22 protein-coding genes are annotated in these 21,616 nt (G+C 67.8%); 15 read left to right on the top strand and 7 right to left on the bottom strand.

Annotation, left to right across the window (positions count from 1 at the left end; all coding sequences use genetic code 11):
- Positions 1–4 precede the first annotated feature (4 nt).
- Complete coding sequence (locus ACE3Q8_RS00755) at positions 5–739, bottom strand: helix-turn-helix transcriptional regulator (protein ID WP_374467993.1); 735 nt, start codon at positions 737–739, stop codon at positions 5–7.
- Positions 740–828: 89 nt separating this feature from the next.
- Between ACE3Q8_RS00755 and ACE3Q8_RS00760 the strand changes: the two genes are divergently transcribed.
- From ACE3Q8_RS00760 to ptsN, 5 genes are all read left to right on the top strand, one after another.
- Positions 829–1,566, top strand: a complete 738-nt coding sequence (locus ACE3Q8_RS00760) for a glutathione S-transferase family protein (protein ID WP_374467995.1) — start codon at positions 829–831, stop codon at positions 1,564–1,566.
- A gap of 91 nt (positions 1,567–1,657) precedes the next feature.
- Complete coding sequence (gene rpoN / locus ACE3Q8_RS00765) at positions 1,658–3,166, top strand: RNA polymerase factor sigma-54 (RefSeq protein WP_374467997.1); 1,509 nt, start codon at positions 1,658–1,660, stop codon at positions 3,164–3,166.
- Between the two features lie 79 nt (positions 3,167–3,245).
- Positions 3,246–3,869 carry an exopolysaccharide biosynthesis protein gene (locus ACE3Q8_RS00770; protein WP_374467999.1) on the top strand — a complete coding sequence of 208 codons (624 nt, stop codon included), beginning with the start codon at positions 3,246–3,248 and terminating at the stop codon, positions 3,867–3,869.
- 31 nt (positions 3,870–3,900) lie between these two features.
- Positions 3,901–4,521, top strand: a complete 621-nt coding sequence (hpf, locus tag ACE3Q8_RS00775) for a ribosome hibernation-promoting factor, HPF/YfiA family (RefSeq protein WP_374468001.1) — start codon at positions 3,901–3,903, stop codon at positions 4,519–4,521.
- A 71-nt stretch (positions 4,522–4,592) separates the two neighbouring features.
- On the top strand, positions 4,593–5,069 hold the full coding sequence (gene ptsN / locus ACE3Q8_RS00780) for a PTS IIA-like nitrogen regulatory protein PtsN (RefSeq protein WP_374468002.1): 477 nt from the start codon (positions 4,593–4,595) through the stop codon (positions 5,067–5,069).
- 84 nt (positions 5,070–5,153) lie between these two features.
- On the opposite strand, the gene ACE3Q8_RS00785 is transcribed toward ptsN, so the two are convergent.
- From ACE3Q8_RS00785 to ACE3Q8_RS00795, 3 genes are all read right to left on the bottom strand, one after another.
- A complete protein-coding gene (locus tag ACE3Q8_RS00785) occupies positions 5,154–5,411 on the bottom strand; it encodes a DUF1150 family protein (protein WP_374468004.1) in 258 nt (85 codons plus the stop codon).
- A gap of 98 nt (positions 5,412–5,509) precedes the next feature.
- Positions 5,510–5,929, bottom strand: coding sequence for an Hsp20 family protein (locus tag ACE3Q8_RS00790; RefSeq protein ID WP_374468006.1), 420 nt, complete (start codon positions 5,927–5,929; stop codon positions 5,510–5,512).
- A 105-nt stretch (positions 5,930–6,034) separates the two neighbouring features.
- The gene (locus ACE3Q8_RS00795) at positions 6,035–6,571 is read right to left on the bottom strand and encodes a hypothetical protein (protein WP_374468008.1); all 537 of its coding nucleotides are present in this window, start codon (positions 6,569–6,571) and stop codon (positions 6,035–6,037) included.
- A gap of 253 nt (positions 6,572–6,824) precedes the next feature.
- On the opposite strand from ACE3Q8_RS00795, the gene ACE3Q8_RS00800 reads away from it, so the two are divergent.
- The 9 genes from ACE3Q8_RS00800 to ACE3Q8_RS00840 all read left to right on the top strand — a co-directional run bounded on the left by ACE3Q8_RS00800 (position 6,825) and on the right by ACE3Q8_RS00840 (position 15,709).
- Positions 6,825–8,231, top strand: coding sequence for a tyrosine-type recombinase/integrase (locus tag ACE3Q8_RS00800; RefSeq protein WP_374468010.1), 1,407 nt, complete (start codon positions 6,825–6,827; stop codon positions 8,229–8,231).
- Positions 8,232–8,791: 560 nt separating this feature from the next.
- Positions 8,792–9,664, top strand: coding sequence for a type 1 glutamine amidotransferase domain-containing protein (locus ACE3Q8_RS00805; protein WP_293216049.1), 873 nt, complete (start codon positions 8,792–8,794; stop codon positions 9,662–9,664).
- Positions 9,665–9,797: 133 nt separating this feature from the next.
- Entirely contained in the window at positions 9,798–10,175 is a 378-nt protein-coding gene (locus ACE3Q8_RS00810) for a hypothetical protein (protein ID WP_293216048.1), read from the top strand.
- Positions 10,176–10,323: 148 nt separating this feature from the next.
- On the top strand, positions 10,324–10,935 hold the full coding sequence (locus tag ACE3Q8_RS00815) for a TetR/AcrR family transcriptional regulator (RefSeq protein WP_374468012.1): 612 nt from the start codon (positions 10,324–10,326) through the stop codon (positions 10,933–10,935).
- A gap of 420 nt (positions 10,936–11,355) precedes the next feature.
- Positions 11,356–11,736 (top strand): hypothetical protein, encoded by a 381-nt coding sequence (locus ACE3Q8_RS00820; RefSeq protein WP_293216046.1) that lies wholly within the window; start codon positions 11,356–11,358, stop codon positions 11,734–11,736.
- Between the two features lie 918 nt (positions 11,737–12,654).
- Positions 12,655–13,323 carry a glutathione S-transferase N-terminal domain-containing protein gene (locus tag ACE3Q8_RS00825; protein ID WP_293216044.1) on the top strand — a complete coding sequence of 223 codons (669 nt, stop codon included), beginning with the start codon at positions 12,655–12,657 and terminating at the stop codon, positions 13,321–13,323.
- 248 nt (positions 13,324–13,571) lie between these two features.
- On the top strand, positions 13,572–13,784 hold the full coding sequence (locus tag ACE3Q8_RS00830; RefSeq protein WP_293216043.1) for a hypothetical protein: 213 nt from the start codon (positions 13,572–13,574) through the stop codon (positions 13,782–13,784).
- Between the two features lie 95 nt (positions 13,785–13,879).
- Entirely contained in the window at positions 13,880–14,857 is a 978-nt protein-coding gene (locus ACE3Q8_RS00835; protein WP_293216042.1) for a nitronate monooxygenase family protein, read from the top strand.
- 30 nt (positions 14,858–14,887) lie between these two features.
- On the top strand, positions 14,888–15,709 hold the full coding sequence (locus tag ACE3Q8_RS00840) for an enoyl-CoA hydratase-related protein (protein WP_293216041.1): 822 nt from the start codon (positions 14,888–14,890) through the stop codon (positions 15,707–15,709).
- A gap of 520 nt (positions 15,710–16,229) precedes the next feature.
- On the opposite strand, the gene ACE3Q8_RS00845 is transcribed toward ACE3Q8_RS00840, so the two are convergent.
- Positions 16,230–17,273 (bottom strand): haloalkane dehalogenase, encoded by a 1,044-nt coding sequence (locus ACE3Q8_RS00845; RefSeq protein ID WP_293216040.1) that lies wholly within the window; start codon positions 17,271–17,273, stop codon positions 16,230–16,232.
- Positions 17,274–17,632: 359 nt separating this feature from the next.
- Entirely contained in the window at positions 17,633–18,547 is a 915-nt protein-coding gene (locus tag ACE3Q8_RS00850) for a haloalkane dehalogenase (RefSeq protein WP_293216039.1), read from the bottom strand.
- Between the two features lie 88 nt (positions 18,548–18,635).
- Between ACE3Q8_RS00850 and ACE3Q8_RS00855 the strand changes: the two genes are divergently transcribed.
- On the top strand, positions 18,636–19,724 hold the full coding sequence (locus tag ACE3Q8_RS00855; protein ID WP_293216038.1) for an MBL fold metallo-hydrolase: 1,089 nt from the start codon (positions 18,636–18,638) through the stop codon (positions 19,722–19,724).
- A 386-nt stretch (positions 19,725–20,110) separates the two neighbouring features.
- Here ACE3Q8_RS00855 and ACE3Q8_RS00860 read toward each other — a convergent pair whose 3' ends face one another.
- A complete protein-coding gene (locus tag ACE3Q8_RS00860) occupies positions 20,111–21,403 on the bottom strand; it encodes a DsbA family protein (protein WP_293216037.1) in 1,293 nt (430 codons plus the stop codon).
- Between the last annotated feature and the right edge of the window lie 213 nt (positions 21,404–21,616).

The following is a 21,616-nucleotide window of genomic DNA, read 5'->3' on the forward strand; positions in this document are numbered from 1 at the left end:
CCGCTCAGCTCGCCTCTCGCGCCTCCCGTTCGCACCAGGCCTTCTTCATCCGCTCCGCCTCGGCCGCTGCGTACTTGCGGTAGCGGGCGCGCAGCGACGCCGGCCGTTCGGGATAGCGGTCCTCGAGAAACGCGGCCTCCGCCACACGGTCGGTCCGGAAGCTGCGGAAGTCGTTTCTCAGCTCGCACCAGGCGATGAGCAGCCGCACCGTCTCGTGGTAGCCCACGGCGATCGGCCAGATGGTGCGCTCGGTCTCCCGCTCCTGCTCGTCGCGGTAGACGAGCCGGATCTTGCACCCGGAGTGGATCGCGCGTCTGGCCTTTGCCATGTCCAGCCGGTCGGGCAGGGCGTTCCAGTTGGGAGCGGCCCGGGTCGCAGGCTCGACGATCAGCGGTCGAAGGCGCTCGGGCACAGCCACGGCGATCTTGGCGATCAGGTCCTGGGCGGCCCGCGCCAGCTCCGGATCCCCGCGCCTCATCACCCACTGGGCGCCCAGCACCGCCGCCTCCACCTCATCGGGCGTCAGCATCAAAGGCGGCAGGTCGTAGCCGCCTTCCAGCACGTAGCCCACGCCCGCCTCGCCGCGGATCGGCACCTGCTGGCCGATCAGGTCCGCGATGTCGCGGTAGATGGTCCGCTTCGAGGTCTCCAGCTCCTCGGCGATGACGTCCGCCGTCACCGGGCCGCGGTGGCGGCGGAGCACCTGGATGATCTGAAACAGCCGGTCGGCCCGTCGCATGGTCCCTCCCGCCAAGCTGCTGACAGAATGCTGGCAGCAGAGGGACCCTACTGTTCCTCCGTGTCAACTCGCACGGACGGAGAGCCGCAATGATCACCCTCTTTGGCGCCCAGGCGGGCTTCGGCCTGCCGCAGGTCAGCCCGTACGTCGGCAAGACGGAAGTGCAGCTCAAGATGGCCGGCCTTCCCTACGCGCCGTGCGACGCGGTTCCGGAGGACTCGCCGACGGGCCAGATCCCGTTCCTCGACGACGGCGAGCTGCGCGTGGCGGACTCCACCTTCATCCGCTGGCACCTGGAGCGCACCTATGGGGTCGACTTCGACGAGGGGCTCACCGCGCGTCAGCGGGCCGAGGCCTGGGCGGTGGAGCGGATGCTGGAGAACCAGCTCGGCTGGGTGATCGGCTACTTCCGCTGGCTCACGCCCGAGAACTTCGAGCGCGGCCCTGCCCACTTCTTCGACCACGCGCCGCCCGAGGCGCAGGCGGCGATCCGCGCCGAGGTGCTTGCCGAGGTGCGGGCGGCGATGCACGCCCAGGGGGTCGGGCGCCACGCCGTGGAGGATATCGTCGAGCTTGGCCTGCGGTCCCTTGACGCACTTTCGGAGATCCTGGGCGACAAGCCGTTCCTGTTCGGCGACCGACCGTGCGGAACGGATGCGACGGCCTTCTGCATGCTGGCGGCGCTCTACACGCCCTTCTTCCCCTGCGCCCTGCAGGAGAAGGCGCGGGCGTTCGGCAATCTCGTGGCCTACACGGACCGGCTGATGGGCCTCTTCTACCCGGAGTTCCCGTGGAAGGCGGAACCGGAGACGGCGCTCGCGGCCTGAGGCCTTAACGAATTCGGCCGGCAATTAACCAATCGGTTGGGAACGTCACCGTAGCCTCCCCAGCAAGAAACAGGCCAGAGGGGGCTTTTCGGTGGCGCTCGGCGCACGTCTCGAGATTCGGCAGGGGCAGGGGCTGGTCATCACGCCCCAGCTGCAGCAAGCCATCAAGCTGTTGCAGCTCTCCAACATCGAGCTCGAGGCCTATGTCGAGGGCGAGTTGGAGCGCAATCCGCTCCTCCAGCGCGAGGACCGCGAAGGCGACGGCGAATCGGAGCCGCCGGCCGACGCGGCGACCACCGACTACGCCACCGACCGGATCGACGACGCCGGCGCCCGCGCCGAACTGGACGTCAGCCACGACGAGGTTTCGCCGGGCGAGCGCGCCACTGGCGATGCGCCCGACGCCGGGGCGGCGGACGCCGGCGGGGCCATAGACTGGTCGCGGGCCGGCAAGGGCGGGCCCGTGGGCTTCGACGGCGACCTCGACGCCCTTGAGGGCGCCCTCGCCCGCGAAAAGACCCTGGCCGAGCACCTCTACGACCAGCTCTCGGTGGCCGGCCTGACGCCGGCGGAGTCGGCGATCGCCAGCGTGCTCATCGACGCCATCGACGAAGGCGGCTACCTGCGGGCGGAGCTGTGGGAGGTCGCCGACCGGCTCGGCTGCGACCCGGCGCTGGTGGAGCAGGTGCTGGGCGTCGTCCAGGGCTTCGAGCCCACCGGCGTCGGGGCGCGCGACGTTCGCGAGTGCCTGATGCTGCAGCTCAAGGACCGCAACCGCTTCGACCCAGCCATGGCGGCCCTGCTCGACAACCTGCCGCTGCTGGCGCGCCGCGACATGGCGGCGCTGAAGAAGGCCTGTGGGGTCGACGACGAGGATCTGCGCGAGATGGTCGCCGAGCTGAAGGGGCTCACGCCTCGGCCGGGTGCGGCCTTCGGCAGCGAGCCGGTGCAGCCGGTGGCGCCCGATGTGTTCGTGCGCGAGGGGCTCGGCGGCCTCTGGCACGTGGAGCTGAACGCCGACACCCTGCCCAGGCTGTTGGTCGACCAGCGCTACCACGCCCGGGTCTCCGCCGCCGCACGGTCGGATCAGGAGAAGGTGTTCGTTTCCGACTGCCTCGCCCAGGCGAACTGGCTGGTGAAGAGCCTGGACCAGCGTGCGCGCACGATCCTGAAGGTCTCGTCCGAGATCGTGCGCCAGCAGGATGCTTTCCTGGCTTACGGTGTGGAGCACCTGCGCCCGCTGAACCTGAAGACCGTCGCCGACGCCATCGGCATGCACGAATCGACGGTCAGCCGGGTCACGTCCAACAAGTACATCGCCACGCCCCGCGGCGTGTTCGAGATGAAGTTCTTCTTCACCTCGGCCATTCAGTCCACGGAAGGTGGCGAGGCGCACTCCGCCGAAAGCGTGCGCCACCGCATCCGCCAGCTCATCGACGCCGAGGCCAGCGAGGCCGACGTCCACTCCGACGACCGCATCGTCGAGATCCTGAAGGAGGCCGGCGTGGACATCGCCCGGCGCACGGTGGCGAAGTACCGCGAAGCCATGCGTATCCCTTCGTCCGTCGAGCGCCGGCGCATGCTGAAGGACGCAGTGTAACCTGGGTCACATTCCCTGGGCACTGTTGCCGAAAAACGCCTTGGCGCGGTGACCCTCAGGCCCCAGATGGATCGGTCGAATGCCCGACCGTCCAGAGACTCAGCAATCGCTGTCCGACATCCTGAAGGACCTCGCCCACCACGAGGAGCCGCAGATTTCTGTCGCCCAGCTCGTGGACCGATTCGGGGGGCGCGCCTTGGGCGGCCTGCTGCTGATCTTCGGGCTCGCCTGCACCCTGCCGCTGCCGCCCGGCGGCACGACGATCTTCGGGTTTCCGCTCCTGCTGCTGGCGCCGCAGCTTGTCATCGGAGCCCGCCATCCATGGCTGCCGGCCAAGGTCCGGCGCGGCGCGATCGCCACGGCCGACCTCCAGAAAGGCTTGCCGCGGGTGCTGCCCTGGATCGAGCGTGTGGAGGCCGTGTCGCGGCCGCGCTTCTCGTTCCTGTTCGTGGGCGTCGGCGAGCGGCTGATCGGTCTCGTCTGCTTCCTGCTGGCCGTGGTGCTGATCCTGCCGATCCCGCTGGGCAACATCCTGCCCGCCGCAGCGGTCAGCCTGCTTTCGCTGGCGCTGGTCCAGCGCGACGGCCTGCTGGCCCTGTTCGGCTATGCGCTGACCGCCGTCAGCGTGAGCGTTCTGGTCCTGGCCGGCAGCCTGCTCACCCGCGGATTCCACCAGTTGCTCGGACTATTTTCGCAAGGTTGACACCATCTCGCGACGGGCGCGTTGATGGGGCATGCAAGTCCAAGTCACCGGCAAACACGTCGATGTCGGCGATGCCCTGCGCTCGCGAGTCGCCGACCAGCTCTCCACCAGCATTGAGAAGTACTTCGAACGCGGCGGCGGCGCCGATGTGGTGATCAGTCGAGAGGGCCAGTCCTTCAAGGTCGACTGCGCGGTCACCCTGGCGTCAGGCCAGCAGCTCACCACCCACGGCGTGGGCGGTGATGCGCACATGGCGTTCGACGTGGCGCTCGAGAAGATGGACAAGCGGATCCGCCGCTATAAGCGCCGCCTGACCGACCACTCCCTGGCCGCCCATGCCAAGCAGGCGGAGACCGCCGCCTACTTCGTCATCCGCCCCACCGAGGACGAGGACGAGGAGGAGGACGATTCGGCCGCCGGGTTCCCCGAGCCGATGGTGATCGCCGAGACCGAGAAGCCGGTGCGGACGATGACCGTTTCCATGGCGGTGATGGAGCTGGACCTGACCGAATCTCAAACAATCGTGTTCCGCAACGCTGCCCACGGCGGACTGTCGGTGGTATATCGCCGGCCGGACGGGAACATCGGTTGGATCGATCCTGAGCGGACGAGGAACGGGAACGGAGACGGCGACGGAACCGGCGCGGCCTGAAGGCGCTTCGCCATTCCGTCATGCCGGTCCGCTAGGGACCGGCAAGAGAGTCACGGGCGTACTAGAGACAGATGCATATCGGCGAACTCCTGGATCGCAACGCGATCTCCCTGCGCGCGAGCGCGGCCAACAAGCGCCAGGCGCTGAAGGTCGTGGCCGACATCGCCGCCCGTAACCTCAAGCTCGACGCCGGCGAGGTGCTCGAGGCGCTGTTGGAGCGCGAGCAGGCCGGCTCGACCGGCGTGGGGCATGGCGTCGCCGCTCCGCACGCCCGCCTCGAGGGTCTCGACCGCATGCGCGGCGTGTTCGTGCGCCTCGATGAACCGGTGGAGTTCGAGTCGGTCGACGACAAGCCGGTGGACCTCATCTTCGCCCTGTTTGCGCCGAAGGACGCCGGCGCCGAGCATCTGCGCGCGCTCGCGCGCGTGTCGCGGATGCTGCGCCAGGCCAACCTGCGCGAACAGCTTCGCCAGGCGGGCACGGCGGATGCGATCCATGCCCTGTTGGTGCAGGACCCCGGCGCCTCGCCACGCTCCACCGCCGCCTAGGCCGACCCACAAGACATGAAAAAGCCGGCGCGCGTCGCCGGCTTCGCCCCTCCCCACGAGGGGAGGGACATCTGCGCGTACGGCTTAGTGGACCGAGACGGGCGCCAGCTCGTGGGCGAGGGCCGCGGCCACCGCGGACTCGCGGTCGGTCAGGACGGCGAGTCGTTCGCCGTCGGCGCGGTGCACCGCATACAGGGTCTGGTCGGGATCGAGCTCGAACCCCTGGATGCTGGCGCTCGGGACGCTGGCCAGGATCTCCGCCGCCTTGACCGGCCGAACATAAACGAGGTTCGGCGCGCCGAGAGCAGCAAACGCTTCAGATGTCAATACCGGTGTCATCATGACCACCTCCGAAAACTCCAACGCGTCGGGCGGAAGCCGGTTCAGCCTTCCGACGGCGCATTCGGCGGGAAATTGAACCCGCGCCTCATTTGTTAAGCTCAGCCGGCGGTGCGGATGGGGATCTGATGGATCCGCTTTTCCGGCTCCGGCCGGGCCAGGTCGATGTGGAGCAGGCCGTGCTCCAGGGTCGCGCCGTCCACCACCATGCCGTCGGCCAGCACGAAGCTCCTCGCGAAGCCCCGGGCGGCGATGCCGCGGTGGAGGTAGGCTTCCTCGGGCTTGCCCTCGCCGTCCCGGCGTCCGGTGACGGTGAGCTGCCGATCCTCGACGGCCACGCTGAGCTGGTCGGGCGTGAAGCCTGCCACCGCCAAGGTGATGCGGAGGGCCCCGTCGCCGCGGTCCTCCACATTGTACGGCGGGTAGCTCTCGGCGGCGGCCTTGGCCGCGCGCTCGATCAGGCTGCGGGTGTGCTCAAAGCCCAGCAGGAACGGGCTGTCGAAGAGTATCGACCGGTTCATCCTCGAAGAGTCCTCGATAGAAGCGACTCTCCGGCCGGGCCGCCCGGTAGCGGCGCGGCTCGACCGGACAGGTCCTAATTGGGGATCTGCCGAGGACTTTTCAATCTACCGGACCGTGACCTCGACCTGTGGGGTCTCGAAGTAGCCGGCGCCGTCGGCGGCGATCACCCGCAGGGACACCTTGTGCGGCCCGGGCGGCAGGGTCCCGGCCGGCAGGTCGGCGGTGAAGCCCACGTTGGTGAGCGCCGGGTTTTTGAAGTAGGCGGCCACATCCGGCCGCGCCTGGCCGTAGGTCGCCGGGCGCGCCACCCCATCCAGCACTACGTCCACGCCCTTGGCCGGCATCTTGGCGGGGTCGTCGAAGGCGAAGCCGATGATGGTCAGGGGCGCAGCGGCCGAGGTCGCGGCCGGCTTGCGGTTGGCCGGGTCCACGGCCTGGCCCACCTGATCGAGGAAGAAGCCGCTGGCCGGGCCGCGGCTCGCCAGTCCGGCCGAGAGCGCCGGCGCGGGTTCGGCCTTCGGCGCGGCTGCGTCTGGGGGCGCGGCGGCCTGCGGCGGCGGCGGGGCGGCGGGTCGCGGCTTCGGCGTGTCGCAGGCGGCGAGGCCGAGAAGGCAGGCGACGGCGAGGAGCGATCGGCGCAAGCGGGGATCTCCGAGGACGCCGGCTAGTTGCCACAGCTCGCCGCCAGGCAGAAGCGGCCGCGTCGACGGACCCGCGATAAGGCGAAGGCCCGCCGGCGTTACCGGCGGGCCTTCATGGTGGAGCTAAGCGGAGTCGAACCGCTGACCTCTTGAATGCCATGGGCCCCGGAGGCCTTTTCCGGCCGTTTTCAGACGCTCTCATCTCGTTTCTAACTCATTGTGGAGGTTGAATAAATGGAGATTTTGGGCGAAAGTGAAACCGGGCGAAGCTGGGTACCATTTTTCGCCCGCTGGTACCCATGCGGTACCCAGAAAAGGGCCTTCTGCGATGCCGAAACTGACTGAAAAACTGGTCGCCGCACTCGCCCCGGAGGCCTGCGAGTACGTCGTTTGGGACACCGAGGTGACCGGTCTTGGCGTCCGGGTCCGACCCACCGGCTCGAAGAGCTTCATCCTTGTTTATCGGCGGGGCGGCAAGAAGCGGAAGCACACCATGGGTCCGTTGCGGGCGGACTATGGCGTCAAGGAAGCCCGCGACCGCGCCGGCGACCTGCTGCACGGTCTACGCAGCGGCGTCGACCCCCAGGACGCCAAGGCCGAGGAACGCGGGGCGATCAGCGTCTCCGAACTAGCCGACGCCTACCTGGAGGACGGGCCTGCGCTGAAGCCCGAGAAGAAGGCGAGCAGTTGGGACACCGATCGAGGCATCTTCAAGAACCACGTCAAGCCGCTCATCGGGCGGCTCCTCGCGCGGGAGCTCACGAAGAACGACGTGGCGATGATGCAGCTCGACATCTCCAAGGGCAAAACCGCCAGATCCGAGAAGACGGGTCACCGGCGCCGCTCCAACGTGAAGGGCGGCAAGCGCATCGCCTCCATGGCCGTCGTGGTGCTGGCCGCCTGCTACCAGTGGGGGATCGAGACCGGCCGGGTGACCCACAATCCGGCGCGTGGCGTCAAAGGCTTCAAGACGACGCGCCGCGAGCGCTATCTCTCGGAAAGGGAGGTCGCCTGCTTCAGCGAAGCGATCGCCGAGATCGAGCGCGAACAACCGCGCATGGAGGTCATGGCGGACGCGGTGCGGCTCCTGATGCTCACCGGCTGCCGCAAGAGCGAGATCCTCACCCTGGAATGGGCCTGGGTCGACTGGACCAAGAGCTGCCTGCGGCTGCCCGATTCCAAGACCGGCGCGAAGGTCGTTCCCCTCGCCGACGCCGCCGTCACGATCCTGAAGCGTCGCTGGGCGGCGAACCGCGCCGAACCCGACATGCGCGGACACAACTCCGGGGAGCGGCCGGAGCCGAAGCGCCGCTCACCTTTCGTGCTCCCCGCGATGAAGGGCGAGGGCTGCTACGTCGGCCTGGGCCACCACTGGGAGATGGTCCGCGTCCGGGCCAACCAGGTCTCGCGCAAGCGCGCCCTGGAAGCCGGCGATCATCCCGACGATGTGCCTCCGCTGACGAATGTGCGGCTGCACGACCTGCGGCACAGCTTCGCCAGCTTCGCCATCGCCGACGGCGCGTCACTGTTCATGGTCGGCAAAGTGCTCGGCCACAAGCAATCACGGACGACCGAGATCTATGCCCACCTCAGCGACGATCCGATCAGGCATGTCGCGAACCGCACGGCACAACGCCTGGTGGAGGCCATGCGAGGCTGATCCAAGATCGAGGCCTTTTGCCGGTGCTGTCATCCGATTGATAACGCGTCTCCAGCTTGGCGCAGTTCGCCCAACCCTGAGCCGCGTTCAGGCCACCAGGGACGTCCACTCGGCCATGCCGGCTAAGCGGCGGATTCGATACTCCTGGCGGGTGACGAGATGGCGCCTCTGGTTGAAGTGGTTGTGAACTGAGGCGCGGGTCGCCACGAACATTGAAGGGTGTTCATCCAGCGGAACCGCTGCACGGCCCGCTCCCGTCGTCGGAAGGGCAGAGGGCAATTCTCGGCGCGGTTGTTGCGCCAACGACCGACCTGCGGGCGGTCCGCGTTTCGGAGGTGCTTCGTCGCCGCGCAATAGGTGCCGGCACCCTGAGGTTCACGCAACCACCCCGCCTATTCAAGTTCGATCAGGTCGCCGCCGCCCCTTCGTCATCAGAGGCGCCAGAGCCGCTTTTCCGCTCGCCCGGCGCCCCTCCCCATGTTATGGCATATATAACGCCAAAAGATTCGGGACTCACAAACTCGAGCGCCGGAGGCGTGAAGCGCGAGGAGGGCGCTCGGATGGAGCAAGCGTTGCTGGGCCTGGTCGCCGCCGCGGCTTTGCTTGCGGTCTATGGAGGCGTGCCGTGGTTGTTGCGCACCCTCGGATTTCAGCCGCGTACGGAAAGGCCGCCCGTTGTGGCGCACGGGAAGCGGGCGCTCGTCGTCACAACCAGCTGCGCACAGTTGGGCGAAGGCGGACGGCGCACTGGCGTCGCCGCGTTCGAAATGACCGGCCCCTATTACGCCTTCGCAGACGCCGGCATGGCGGTTGACCTCGCCAGTATTGCAGGCGGCCCGATTCCCATCGAGCCACAAAGCCTCCGCTGGCCATTTGCGCACCCTGCGGATCGCCGCTTTCTCAAGGATCCGGGCGCGTGCTGCAAGCTGCAACACTCGCTCCCGATCGCCCAGGTCGACTTCTCCGACTACGACATCGTCTTCGTCGCGGGCGGCTGGGGTGCGGCCTACGACCTGGCCGACAGCGAGAGCTTGGGGCGGGGTATCACCGCCGCGTGGGCGGCGGGCACGCTGATCGGCTCGGTTTGCCATGGGGGACTTGGGCTGCTGCGAGCCCGTGACGAGTCAGGGGCGCCGTTGGTGCGTGGGAGGCGCCTGACGGCCGTGACCGACAAGCAATTGCGGGAACTCGGGATCACCCGCCTCCCCTCGCACCCAGAACGTGATCTGCGAGCCGCCGGCGCGATCTTCGAGAGCCGACATGCCTTCTCCGACCTGTTTGCGACCTACGTGGTCGTCGACGGCCGGCTAATCACCGGGCAGAATCAGAACGCTAGCGAGACCACTGCCTATGCTCTCCTCGAGGCGCTGGCGGACCGCCGCCCGGGCGCAGAGACCCCCAGCGGAAGGGCCCTCACCTCACATGCGGCATGAACGCGGGAGCGTCTCGACCGCAGGTGCGGTGACGGACCCGGAGCTCGTGACGAGCGCAGGTCAGCAGACCAGGTCGCTCCCGCAGCGCACACGACCGACCCTCCCTGTGCGGTTCTGGTCGCGGCGAACCTGGATGCGCCTCGGTATCGCCCTGGCGATCCTCTATGTGAGTGTCGATCTCGCACCTCTCGTCAATCCGCGTCTAGCCCCGGTCGCCCACGAGCTGGCCGAACCTGCTCACCTGGGATTGACCCACGTCATGGCCACCTTCGCTTGCGCGACGTTCATGCGGGTGGGCGCAGCCCGCGCCCGGTTTGCGCCGGCATATTTCCTGAGCGGCGGCGCCCTGTTGTTCCTGAGCCGGCTCCTTCTGCTCGCCGGGCTCTGGGGTCTTGCGTTCCCCCTGCAAAGCGTCGGGGCGGGGCTCCTCCTGGTCGGATGGTTCGCGCTCGCCTGGGCGGCCGCAGAGGTGGACAACGGGCGGCCGGCGGGTCCAACGGCGAAGTCCTGAGGGGGCTCGACCGCCGGGTCGCGACTCAGGGGAGAGGCCGCGGAACCGGCGCATGAGGCGCGGTTCGGGCGAATCAGCAAATTGATGCACCTTGACGACGGCTCTGCGAAGGGGCGGAAGCGATCGATCACGAGGCGGAGCCAAGGCCATGAGCGAGAAATCGCCGCAACTCGATGCCGTGAAGCTGGACGGCCGCCACCAGCGATCCGCCACCAGCCGGGCGCGCATCGTCCAGGCCATGCTCGACCTTGTGCACGCGGGGGACGTCTCTCCCGGCGTCGAGCGCGTGGCGGCACGAGCCCAGGTGGGACTGCGCTCGGTGTTTCGTCACTTCAAGGACATGGACAGCCTCTACGCGGAGATGTCCGACGTGGCCGAGGCCGAGTTCCGCGACCTGGCGCAACAGCCCTTCAAGTCCGAGGATTGGCAGGGAAAACTTGGCGAGATGCTAGATCGACGCATCTACGCCTTTGAGAAGATGGCACCGTACAAGCGGGCGGCCGATGTGCACAAACATCGTTCGCCGCTGCTTCGCGCGCACCAGGAACGGGCGAACCAAGAGATGCGCGAGTCGCTGAAGGCCGTGCTGCCTGCGAACCTGAGACGCGACGCCGTACGCCTCGAACTCCTGGACCTGAACATGAGCTTCGAAGCTTGGATGCGTCTGAGGTTCGAACAGAACCTCACACCCCGCCGAGCCCGGGCCGTCGTGGAGCTGGCGATCCACGCCATCCAGGCGGGCACCGAGGGCTCAACTTAGCTATTGGCCGTCACGTCGCCACGACGCGCCACGCAGCGGAAGCCGATGTGCGAGGTCGGACTGTCGTTGGTCTCCGGGGCGAGGGTCCTCGGGCGCGGCGCCGGCATATCCTCCGCCCGTGGGGTCTGCTCCGCCAGGGTCACATGGCCTCTCGCTTCCACCAAGCGTGGCGAACTCGCGGTTCGTGACCGGGAAGATGTCGATCCAGAAGTCTCCCATCTCAGCCATGGCCACAGTCCTGAGCGGCGCGCCTGCGCCGCCCAGGCCGTCTACGCTTGCCACGATGCTCATATTATGGCACTATTACTGCCGATAGATACGACAACCTGTTCGTATCGGGTCTCTGCGCAAGATGATCGTCGATCAGGTCTCATCCCCTCCGGCCGCGGAGGCAACCGCAACCTTGCTCCGGAGCCACCGATGCGCCGCATATCGCGTCTGGTCTTCGCCCTTGTCGGGCTCTTCGCCATCGTGTTGGCCTTCAGCGCCTGGCTTCAACCCGAAACGCTCGGTGATCGACTCGGGCTCGCGGCCACCCGACCCGAGGGGGTCGCCAGTTTCCGCGCCGACATCGGTGCGTTCTTCGCGGTGGCGGGCGGGTTCGCGCTTTGGGCGGGCATCGAGGGGCGTTGGGGGCGGGCGATCCCGGCGCTTGCCCTGTTCTCCGCAGCTCTCCTCGGGCGGCTCGCGACCCTGGCCGATTACCCGCCCGCTCGCGAAGCGTTGAGCTTGGTGTTCGTCGAAGCCTCGGTGTTGGTCGCGCTGTCGGGAGCCTGCCTCCTGTCGCGGACAAAGTCTTGAGGCGGACGGGTCCGCTCCGTCGGACGAGCCCACGCGGCGGGGGCCTCACCGGCCCAGTGCCGAAGCCAAATCTAGTCGAGGCTTCAGGTGGCCGGTGCGACGAAGACGCGATTCACTTCCGGGGCGTAACGACATTGCGTGCGCTATTATCATCGAGAGGCGAGTTGAGATGTCCGGGCGCGCCGGTTCAACAGGCGTCGAGCGAAAGACGCGGCACGGTCCGACGGGGCCGCGCCGCGGGATCCGGGCGAGCTTTCCGATCGGCGACGCCCGCTGCGGCCCCGAGATCGACTGCTCAGCGAGCTGCTGCCGACCTACCTGTCCTACTTATGGCGGCCAACCTGGAGGACGTCCCGCGCCGGCCAGTTCGCGTGGGAGAAGGCCGGCGTCATCTATCGGCTACCGGTCAACCCTACAGGGCCTATGCGCTCCAGCGCCTGCATCGCCACTACGCGACGCTGCCCGAGGCGGCGGCGCGCGCGGTCCCGGACCGTGTTCTGAGGGCCGGCTACTGGGGCACGCTCTGGTGAGGCGCCCCCCCGTCCGATGTCGATCCAAGACTGCCGTTTCTAGATCCGAACTGAGCCTGGTCCGTCGCCCACTTGGGCGGACGGCTCCGGCTAGCTCACGATGGTCGCGGCCGGTGATCGGCCAAACGAACCGGGGCCTATCGCCCCCGCTGGACGGTGCGTCGCCAGTCACCGTCTGGGGCGCCCCGGTCGAGGGGGCGGCGTACGCCGCCCCCTCTTCTTCCGCATCTGAACCTGCCCGTCGATGGCATCGCCCGGCCGGTGGCCGGCCGCCGCGGCCACACGAGAAGGATACGCCTCGGCGCTAGGCGTTGCGGCCGGGACCCGTCGTCGAAGTCGACTTGACCAGAACCAGAATATCTATTCCTATTCATCGCGGGAGGTCGTCATGATCGATGTCCACTTCTGGCCGACGCCGAACGGATGGAAGGTCACTATCTTGCTGGAGGAAACGGGCCTTCCCTACCGGCTTGTGCCTGTCGACCTCGGAGCCGGCGCGCAGCTGTCGCCCGAATTCCTATCGATATCCCCAAACGGCCGCATGCCGGCGATCGTGGATCCCGACGGTCCTGGCGGGCAGCCGATCGCGATCTTCGAGTCGGGCGCGATCCTGCAGTACTTGGCCGATAAGGCCGGCGCCTTTTACCCCTCTGAGCGGCGCGTCCGCAGCGCGGTCGAGCAATGGCTCTACTGGCAATGCGCCGGCCTCGGGCCGATGGTCGGGCAGGCGGGGCATTTCAACTACCTGAGCGAAAAGATTCCGTACGCCCTGGAGCGATACACGGCGGAGTCGCGCCGTCTCTACGGAGTGCTGGACCGCCACCTCGCCGGCCGGGAGTTCGTGGCGGACGACTACTCGATCGCCGACATGGCGATCTGGCCGTGGATCCGCGGGTACAAGATGTTGGGCGTAGATCTCAAAGAGTTCCCCAGCTTGCGCGCCTGGTTCCGCAGAGTGGGCGCACGGGAGGCTGTCGTTCGCGGCGCGGACATCGGTAAGGCGGAATTCGCCTTGCAGCAGAACGCAAGGCTCCAGCGCTCGGGGGCGCAGGCGTGAGCGTGCAGGATCAATCTCGACGGAAGGGCGGGTCCGAGCGGAACCCGTGGGCGCGATGAACGGGGCGCGGCGCGGCCGATCGTCCTCTACGGGGCGCCTGCGTCGCTCTACAGGACGAACCCGGATCGGCGGATCGCCCATCGCGGCCCTGAACGTCACCCTCCCCCAGACCATGAGTTACGAGCGTGCGGTCCGGCTTATGATGGAAAAACCGCACCGACACGGGCGAGGAGGCCGTCGCCTGGGTCATGGCGGGCGAGATCGTTGACGACGACACGTTCCAGGATCGCCTCGCGCGCGTCGTGCGAGGAGTTCTACCAGTGGTCGCCCATCACGCTGCGGCTGCTGAAGCGCGGGATGACCAGCGCATGGAGCCGGGCAGCCTCGAGCAACAGCCTCGTTGCGAGGTCTCCCACATCCGCATCGCCTTTTCCAGCGAGCACGCGAAGGAGGCCCGCTGAAGCCGCCTTCCAGAAACGCAAGCCGCAATTCCCCGGGCGTTAGCGCCCGCACCCTCCGCGATCGACCCACCGCCACCGCACAGGACCCCACGACCATGAAAACCCGCATCACCGAGCTCTTCGGCATCGAACACCCAATCATCCAGGGCGGGATGCACTTCGTCGGCCTGGCGGAGATGGCCGCCGCGGTCTCCAACGCCGGCGGGCTCGGCATCATTACCGGCCTCACGCAGCGCACGCCCGAGAAACTCGCCGCCGAGATCGCCCGCTGCCGGGCGCTGACCGACAAGCCGTTCGGCGTGAACCTGACCTTCCTGCCGGCGATCACGCCGCCGGACTACCCCGGCTATGTGAAGGCGATCATTGAGGGCGGCGTGAAGGTGGTCGAGACCGCCGGCAATAATCCGCAGAAGTGGCTGCCTGCCTTGAAGGAGGCGGGCATCAAGGTGATCCATAAGTGCACCTCGGTCCGCCACTCGCTAAAGGCCGAGGCGATCGGCTGCGACGCGGTCAGCGTCGACGGCTTCGAGTGCGGCGGACATCCCGGCGAGGACGACGTCGGGAACTGGGTCCTGCTGCCGCGCGCGGCCGAGGAGCTGAAGGTTCCCTTCGTCGCCTCCGGCGGGGTGGCGAACGGGGCGCAGTTGGTGGCGGCGCTCGCCATGGGCGCCGATGGCGTGAACATGGGCACCCGCTTCATCGCCACCCAGGAGGCGCCGGTGCACGAGCGTGTGAAGCAGGCGATCGTCGCGGCCACCGAGCTGGACACGCGCCTGATCATGCGCCCGCTTCGGAACACGGAGCGCGTGCTACACAACGCCGCCGTCGACCGCCTGCTCGAGAAGGAGCGGACGCTCGGCGCCAACCTCAGGTTCGAGGACATCATCGCCGAGGTGGGCGGGGTCTATCCTCGGATCATGCAAGACGGGGACACGGACGCCGGCGCTTGGTCTTGCGGCATGGTGGTCGGACTGATCCACGACATCCCGACCTGTCAGGCGCTGATCGACGAGATCATGGCGGAGGCCAACGAGATCATCCGCACGCGGCTCGCGGCCTTCGCCGCCGCCTGACCGAAACCGTCAACCAGCATCGGAGACCTGATGACCGAGGACCTCATCGAGACGTTCGAGAGCGGTGTGGTGACCCTCACCATGAACCGGCCGGAGGCGCGCAACGCTCTGACGGGCGCCATGCTCGAGGCGCTGCTCGCCGCCGCCCAGCGGGCGGCGGCCGATCCGTCGGTGCGGGTGCTGGTGCTGACCGGCGCCGGCGGCGCCTTCTGCGCGGGAGGCGACGTGAAGGGTTTCGCGGCTGCGGCAGACGCGCGCGACGCCCAGGGCGCGGCCGCGGCCGCCGCGCCTACCTTCGAACAGCGCACCCAAAGCCTGCGGGCGAGCACGGAACTCAGCCGGCTGCTGCATGAGATGCCGAAGCCGACGCTCGCGGTCATTCCGGGCGCGGCGGCGGGCGCAGGGCTCTCCCTGGCGCTGGCGTGCGATCTGCGGATCGCGGCCAAGGAGGCCAAACTGACCACCGCCTTCTCCAGGGTGGGTCTGTCGGGAGACTACGGCGGCAGCTATTTCCTCACTCGCCTGGTCGGCGGCGGGCGGGCCCGCGAACTCTACTTCACCGCGGACGTCATCACAGGCGAGGAGGCCGCCGCCCTTGGGATCGTGAACGAGGCGGTCCCGGTGGCCGAGCTTGCTGCGGCCGCTGCGACTTGGCGAGAGCGGCTGGCGAGGCTGCCCACCATCGCTATCGGCTACATGAAGCGTAACCTGAACGTCGCGCTCGCCGGGACGCTGAGCGATGTGCTGGACGCCGAGGCGATCCATATGGTTCGCACCATGGCCACGGAGGATCACAAGGCCGCGTCCCGCGCCTTCGTTGAGAAGCGGCCTCCGGAGTTCGCCGGCCGCTAGCCGCGGCCTTCGGATGGCGGCACCTTGCCCGCAGCCGCGCGAACGCCGGGGCGCGCCCGCGCGCTGGCCGGCTCGGCTGACAACGCGGGCGCGGTTCCGGCCCTCAAGGGGGCAAGATCACCAGCTAGAGCGGTCGTTCAGCTGCCACATGGCCCCCGGACCGCAGCGCGTCGATCTCTGCGACCGCTAAGCCCCCACCCGCCGAGCACCGCACCGGTGTTGCTCGCCAAGGCGGGGCTGGGGCGCTAGACCGCGCCGGGCGTCGCCGTCAGACCGAGGGAGACGCATATCACAGGGGTCGCCTGGCGCGTAGCGAGCACCCGCGCCGGGTGGACGCGGGCCTCCGCAGGCCGCGTCCCGGTGCGACCGGCGCGAAGAGGCCGAGAATAGCCAAGCTCGCCCTGAGGACGCCGCGTTGCGCCCCGAGGCGGTCGCGCGACTTGGAGTCCTTTCGCAACGAAGCCCCGCGCCTAACCGGACTGGCGACCTCGTATCCGCATTGCGGAGACCTGTCTGGTGCTCAGGTCCGCCTTGCGACGTCGATGACGGCGTCCGCGAGCGCCTGCGGCTCCTCCTCCTGGATGAAGTGGCGGCCGTCCTTGAAGGTCTTGTGGGGCTGGCCTTTGGCCCCCGGCACGAGGTCCTGGAAATAGTCGTCGGCCCATCCCAGCACCCCGTCCGCCTTGCCGAAGGCGGTCACGAACGGCTTTGTCCACTTCTCAAGGACGTCCCAGCCGTCAACGCAAATCTGCCGTCCCGCGGCATTCAGGTTGTTCAGGAGAAACGGGAAAATCAGGGCGCCGGCCTGATAGCGGCCGTCCGGGAAGGGCGCATTGTAGGCGGCGCGCTCGGCTGGGGACAGCTTAAGCACGGGCTCAGGGTGCTCGCCCGGCACCCCTTCAGCGACGATCTGGCCGGCGTCGATCTCCTTTTGGTCTCGGATCCAGTCCTGCCATCGCCCGAAGGCGGCCGGGTCGGGGGAGCGGAGTTGATAGGGAACCATACGGTCGAGGTGCGCCATATCCGGCAGGAGACCGTTGGCGATGACGATGCCATCAAACCGCTGCGCGTTGCGTGTGACCATGCCAAGCCCGATCAGGCTGCCCCAGTCCTGGCCAAACCAGATCGCGCCTTGCACGTCGACAGCGTGCAGCCAGGCTTCCATCCAAAGCACATGACGGTCGTAGCTATAGTCGGAGGTCTCCGCCGGCTTGTCGCTACGGCCCATGCCGACGAGGTCGGGGGCCAGCACCCGCAGTCCTGCGGCCGTCAAATGCGGGATCATCTTCCGGTAGAGATAGCACCACGTCGGCTCCCCGTGGAACAGCAGCACCGACTTGCCGTCCCTCGGCCCCTCGTCGAGGTAGTGGATGCGCAAACGCCCGCCCTCAAGGTCCGGGATTTCGACGTAATGTGGCGCGAAAGGAAAGTCCGGGAGGTTCTCGAACCGATCGTCCGGCGTTCTCAAGATTTGCATTGGACCTGCCCATTTCGCTTGAGCACCGAATTGCCGATGCGTCAGTTGATATGGCACATCATATGCCGAAATAATCGCGGCGATCAAGAGTCAGGCGCCGAGACGGTTTCGACGCGACCCGCACTCCGAACGAAGTGTGCGGGTTCCGCCCGGTCAGCGGTCCCGGTATTCGGCCTGTCCTTGGCGGCCGCTCTGCGGCTTGTCGAAGCTCGGCGAAGAGGGCACGTCGCGGCCCGGAGAGCGCCGCCTCATGTAGACGGTGAGGGGGCGTAACATCCGCGCCGGGCAGGCGTAGGCCTGGGCGCCGGCGAGGTGCGCGTCCCAGCCGTCGCGGTATTCCGACCGCGGCGTGAACTTCAGCCGGTCATGGCGAAAGGCCCTTCTTGCGGCGCGCTGAAGAACTTGACGGCCTGCTCGGTGGGCGGCGAAACGGCGTTATGGCCAAATCAGGCGGTCTCCCGCGCCGCTTCGGCCGCCAAGCTGTCGAGCAGGTCGGCGATCTCGCCCGGACTGTCCTCCTGGAGGAAGTGGCCACCGGGCAATGTCAGGTGGCGTTGCCCGCGTGCCCCGGGAACCCGCGCCTGAAACTCTCGGTCGCGGCCCGCCGTCACTGGGTCACCATCGCTGTAGGCGGTGACGAATGGCTGTTCGAACCGACCTAGGGCCGCCCAGGCCTGCCGGTTCTCAGCCACCGACGCGTGCTCCGGGGTGACCGGGACCAGGGTCGGGAACTGGCGCGCACCTGCCTTGTAGCTCTCGTCGGGGAAGGGCGCGTCGTACGCCGCCCGCTCACCCTCGCTCAGCGGCCGGGCGCAGCCGGCGGCGATGATCGCGCCGACGGGCAGGCTTGGCACGCTCTGGCTGAAGGTCAGCCAATCGTTGAACGCGTCGCTGACCGGCTCGCCCTCCGGCAGCCCCGTGTTGGCCGCCACTACCGCCGCGAAGCGGGACGGCATGGCGGCCACGAGGCGCAGACCGATCAGCCCACCCCAGTCCTGGCAGAACAGGACGGCCGGCTCCAGGTCGAGCCCAACCAGCCATTCGGTCATCCACGTCACGTGGCGCTCGTAGGTGTAGTCGGTACGTGCGGCCGGCTTGTCCGAGCGGCCAAACCCGATCAGGTCGGGCGCGAGGACGCGGCGGCCTCGCGCCACGAGCTCGGGAATGATCTTCCGGTAGAGGTACGACCAGGAGGGCTCTCCGTGCAGCAGCAGGATGGGCTGGCCGTCCCTCGGCCCCTCGTCCACATAGTGCAGGCGCAGCGAGGTCCCGTGGGGGCCCTGTATCTGCGCGTAATTGGGGGCAAACGGATAGTCGGCCAGCCCCGCGAAGCGATCGTCCGGCGTCCTCAAGATCTGCATCGTATCCCCACGGCTTGAGTTTTAGGGCTCCCAGGTGTATTGGCATTATTAATGCCAATATGACGCAAGCGTCAAGCGAGGTCGTCTGATGTGGAAGCGGAGCCTACTGGCCCTCGGGCTCGCCCTTATCTTGATCTCGGCCGCCGCCTGGGGGTTCCGCGACCGTCTCCTGCTGGCGGGGCTTGACCGGGCCTACCGGCTGGGAATCGCGGCCCAGGGCTTGCCGCAGCTGCCCGATGGGCTGCATGTGGGACTCTGCGGCGCGGGCTCCCCCATGCCGGACCCCGGACGGGTTGGCCCGTGCGTCGCCGTGTTGGCGGGCTCTCACCTGTTCGTGGTGGACAGTGGACCCGGTTCGACGCGGACTCTGGCGCTCATGGGTCTTCCGCCGGCGAGAGCCGAGGCCGTGTTCATCAGCCACTTCCACTCCGACCACATCGGCGACCTCGGGGAGCTGATGCTGCAGCACTGGGCCGGCGGAGCCGCTCGTCGCCCTCTCGACATCTATGGCCCTGTGGGGGTGGATCGCGTGGTGCAGGGGTTCGAAGGCGCCTACGCCCTCGACCGCGACTACCGCCTGCGCCATCACGCCCCAAACGTGGTTCCGCCATCCGGTTTCGGCGGCGCGCCGCATCCTTTCGCGATCGATCCAGCAGGATCCCCGACGCTGGTTCTGCAAGCGCCCAACCTCAAGGTCTGGGCCTTCGCCGTCGACCATCGCCCCGCGGAACCGGCGGTCGGCTATCGCTTCGAATACAAGGATCGGGTCCTGGTGATCAGCGGCGACACCGCGTCAACCCCTGCCCTGCAGAGGGCGGCGCGCGGCGCCGACGTGCTCGTGCATGAAGCCCTGTCTCCTATCCTCGTGGCCATGCAGCGTCAGGCCGCGCTGGCGGCGGGCCGCGGCAATCTCGCGGCGATCCTGCACGACATCCCGAGCTATCACTCGACGCCGGAGGCCGCCGCCGACACCGCACAGCGCGCAGGCGTGCGCTATCTGTTGCTCGATCACATCGTGCCGCCGACGCCAGCGATACTGGACAGCGCCTTCCTGGGCGATGCCCGCGCCCGCTTCGCCGGGCCTTTGCGCGTTGGACAGGACGGCGACTTTCTCTCCATGCCGGCCGGGTCGCACGAGATTCGACGAAGCAATCGCCTACGGCGCTGGCCGTTCTGAGGTCAGGGCGCCAAGTCTTCCAAGCGTCGGCCGCGGTTCGGACTCGAGCGGGTCAAACCGTGACTTCATCCGTTTGATGAAGCGGAGCATTTGAACCGGGCTCGGCGCCTTCGGATCGATATCGCTGGCCACGCGACGGATCTCCACCCAGAGCCGTCGTAACTCAGTGAGAGCAGCACCTCAGGGGAAGGTGCAGGTCCCTGCGGAGCGCACCCATCAACACTCAGCTCGCCACGTCGTCGTGTCGTCGAACGGGGGCGAGGTCATGACCTGGCGATAACGCACCACACATCGCCCCGTCGGAGGGCGCAGGGTTCGTTCACACATTTCCTGATCAGGCCCTGCAGTAAGCTGGAACCGGTCTCCGGATTAAGGCGAACTTCCCATCAGTCCGTGAGAGCCGGACTACCGCGCATAGCCTCCTCGATCACCCACAGCCGGTCTTGCCCCCAGACCGCGACGCCGCCAAAGCGGAAGCCTGGCACGCCCCAGAGACCGAGTCCTAGCAATTCCAGCCGGTTGGCTTCCGCTTGCGGGCGCCAGTCGTCGTTGCCGACCAATGTGCGCGCGACGTTCCATTCGAGGCCAGCGCGCTCCACGATCCGGCGCAAGCCCGCGTTCTCGCCCGCGTCCACACCTTCAGACCAAACCGCCCGCATGAAGGAATGGCAGTACTCGTAGCCGCGCCCGCAGGCGATCGCCCAGGGCAGCAGCGAATAACCCCGCTCGACCGGACGACCAACGGGGTCGGCAATGCGGCCGAATGGGACACCCGCGCGCCGCGCCTCACGTGCCGCGTCGCCGGTAATGTAGGAGCATTTCGACCTAGGCACCTGCATGCCGCGCATCACCATGGGCAACACATAGCGTAGTCTCAATTCGACACCGTAAGCATCGGCGAGTGCTTTGGCGCGCTCGGCAGCGATGTAGGTGTAGGGACTGCGAAAGGAAAGGAAGTAATCGAGGGGCCCACCGCCGCGCTGCGTCGGAAGTGGAGCGTTTTTCGGGTCGGATGGCGTAAAGATCGGCTGCGCCGGACCACCTTGTTTGGCCGCGCCCAGTTGCACAAGGCGCGCTTCCAGATAGTGGAGCCGGTCCAGACCCCAATACCACTCGCCGCCATAGTAGAACATGGCGTCAAGATAGTGTCCGAGGCTGTCGCGCCTTGCATCGCCGGCGCGGCGGTAGGCCTCAGGCCTCAAGGCGGGCCCTTTGGATTCAAAGGCGTCACCACGCCAGAGCGTTGTCCCGATCTTTGCGGCCTCCTCCACGAAGGTCCCGCGCGCGAGGCTTGACGCGAGACAGGCTTCGGCCTGGGACACACGAATCGAGTCGAGCTGACGGCCAGGATCGATGAAATCCAGCGCTGCGCGCCGGGCAAGCCGCGCAGCGTCCACGCGAGAGTAGGCGACAAGCCGCTCACGGTCCGGCGCGGCCCAATTCGGCGGGGGCGAACAGAGCCAGGGTTTCAACTGGATATCGTAGCGGCGAACGAACTCGCCCAGGATCTGGGCGGCCAGATGAGAGTACGGATCATCGGGCCGATGGAAGTATTCCACGACATGCGGCGCGCCGGCTGTCCGCCGTGCGCGCTCTGCCGCACGCCGCCGCCGCTCCAGCGCAGCCTGGCTGAGAAGTCGCGATGTCACCGCACCGCTGATGGCCGATTTGAGAGACAAGAGCCCGGCCTAGCCTTTCAAGTTTGGAGTTGGCGAAGGCATGCGCCTACGGCGGGCCCGCTCGCTTGTGCCTCTTTCAGAGAAATGCGTCCGCTCATCACAAGGCTTCTCACATGCTTGCGCATCAGGTCTGACAGTCGGCTGTTGGCGCGCACGTGCGGCGCGACCAGGTCGTACATCTGCTGTCCAACCGGAGTCAGTTTCCCGCGGCAA

It is taken from the genome of Phenylobacterium sp., assembly GCF_041913825.1.
Taxonomy (GTDB): domain Bacteria; phylum Pseudomonadota; class Alphaproteobacteria; order Caulobacterales; family Caulobacteraceae; genus Phenylobacterium.

What these genes read in the sequence shown, in the direction of transcription:
- ACE3Q8_RS00810 (WP_293216048.1), top strand. Translation starts at nt 9,798, where the DNA reads ATGCGCCTCGGTATCGCCCTGGCGATCCTCTATGTGAGTGTCGATCTC.
- ACE3Q8_RS00755 (WP_374467993.1), bottom strand. Translation starts at nt 739, where the DNA reads ATGCGACGGGCCGACCGGCTGTTTCAGATCATCCAGGTGCTCCGCCGC.
- ptsN (WP_374468002.1), top strand. Translation starts at nt 4,593, where the DNA reads ATGCATATCGGCGAACTCCTGGATCGCAACGCGATCTCCCTGCGCGCG.
- ACE3Q8_RS00835 (WP_293216042.1), top strand. Translation starts at nt 13,880, where the DNA reads ATGAAAACCCGCATCACCGAGCTCTTCGGCATCGAACACCCAATCATC.
- ACE3Q8_RS00790 (WP_374468006.1), bottom strand. Translation starts at nt 5,929, where the DNA reads ATGAACCGGTCGATACTCTTCGACAGCCCGTTCCTGCTGGGCTTTGAG.
- ACE3Q8_RS00830 (WP_293216043.1), top strand. Translation starts at nt 13,572, where the DNA reads ATGGCGGGCGAGATCGTTGACGACGACACGTTCCAGGATCGCCTCGCG.
- ACE3Q8_RS00815 (WP_374468012.1), top strand. Translation starts at nt 10,324, where the DNA reads ATGAGCGAGAAATCGCCGCAACTCGATGCCGTGAAGCTGGACGGCCGC.
- ACE3Q8_RS00850 (WP_293216039.1), bottom strand. Translation starts at nt 18,547, where the DNA reads ATGCAGATCTTGAGGACGCCGGACGATCGCTTCGCGGGGCTGGCCGAC.
- ACE3Q8_RS00840 (WP_293216041.1), top strand. Translation starts at nt 14,888, where the DNA reads ATGACCGAGGACCTCATCGAGACGTTCGAGAGCGGTGTGGTGACCCTC.
- ACE3Q8_RS00820 (WP_293216046.1), top strand. Translation starts at nt 11,356, where the DNA reads ATGCGCCGCATATCGCGTCTGGTCTTCGCCCTTGTCGGGCTCTTCGCC.
- ACE3Q8_RS00770 (WP_374467999.1), top strand. Translation starts at nt 3,246, where the DNA reads ATGCCCGACCGTCCAGAGACTCAGCAATCGCTGTCCGACATCCTGAAG.
- hpf (WP_374468001.1), top strand. Translation starts at nt 3,901, where the DNA reads ATGCAAGTCCAAGTCACCGGCAAACACGTCGATGTCGGCGATGCCCTG.
- ACE3Q8_RS00805 (WP_293216049.1), top strand. Translation starts at nt 8,792, where the DNA reads ATGGAGCAAGCGTTGCTGGGCCTGGTCGCCGCCGCGGCTTTGCTTGCG.
- ACE3Q8_RS00760 (WP_374467995.1), top strand. Translation starts at nt 829, where the DNA reads ATGATCACCCTCTTTGGCGCCCAGGCGGGCTTCGGCCTGCCGCAGGTC.
- ACE3Q8_RS00785 (WP_374468004.1), bottom strand. Translation starts at nt 5,411, where the DNA reads ATGATGACACCGGTATTGACATCTGAAGCGTTTGCTGCTCTCGGCGCG.
- ACE3Q8_RS00825 (WP_293216044.1), top strand. Translation starts at nt 12,655, where the DNA reads ATGATCGATGTCCACTTCTGGCCGACGCCGAACGGATGGAAGGTCACT.
- ACE3Q8_RS00855 (WP_293216038.1), top strand. Translation starts at nt 18,636, where the DNA reads ATGTGGAAGCGGAGCCTACTGGCCCTCGGGCTCGCCCTTATCTTGATC.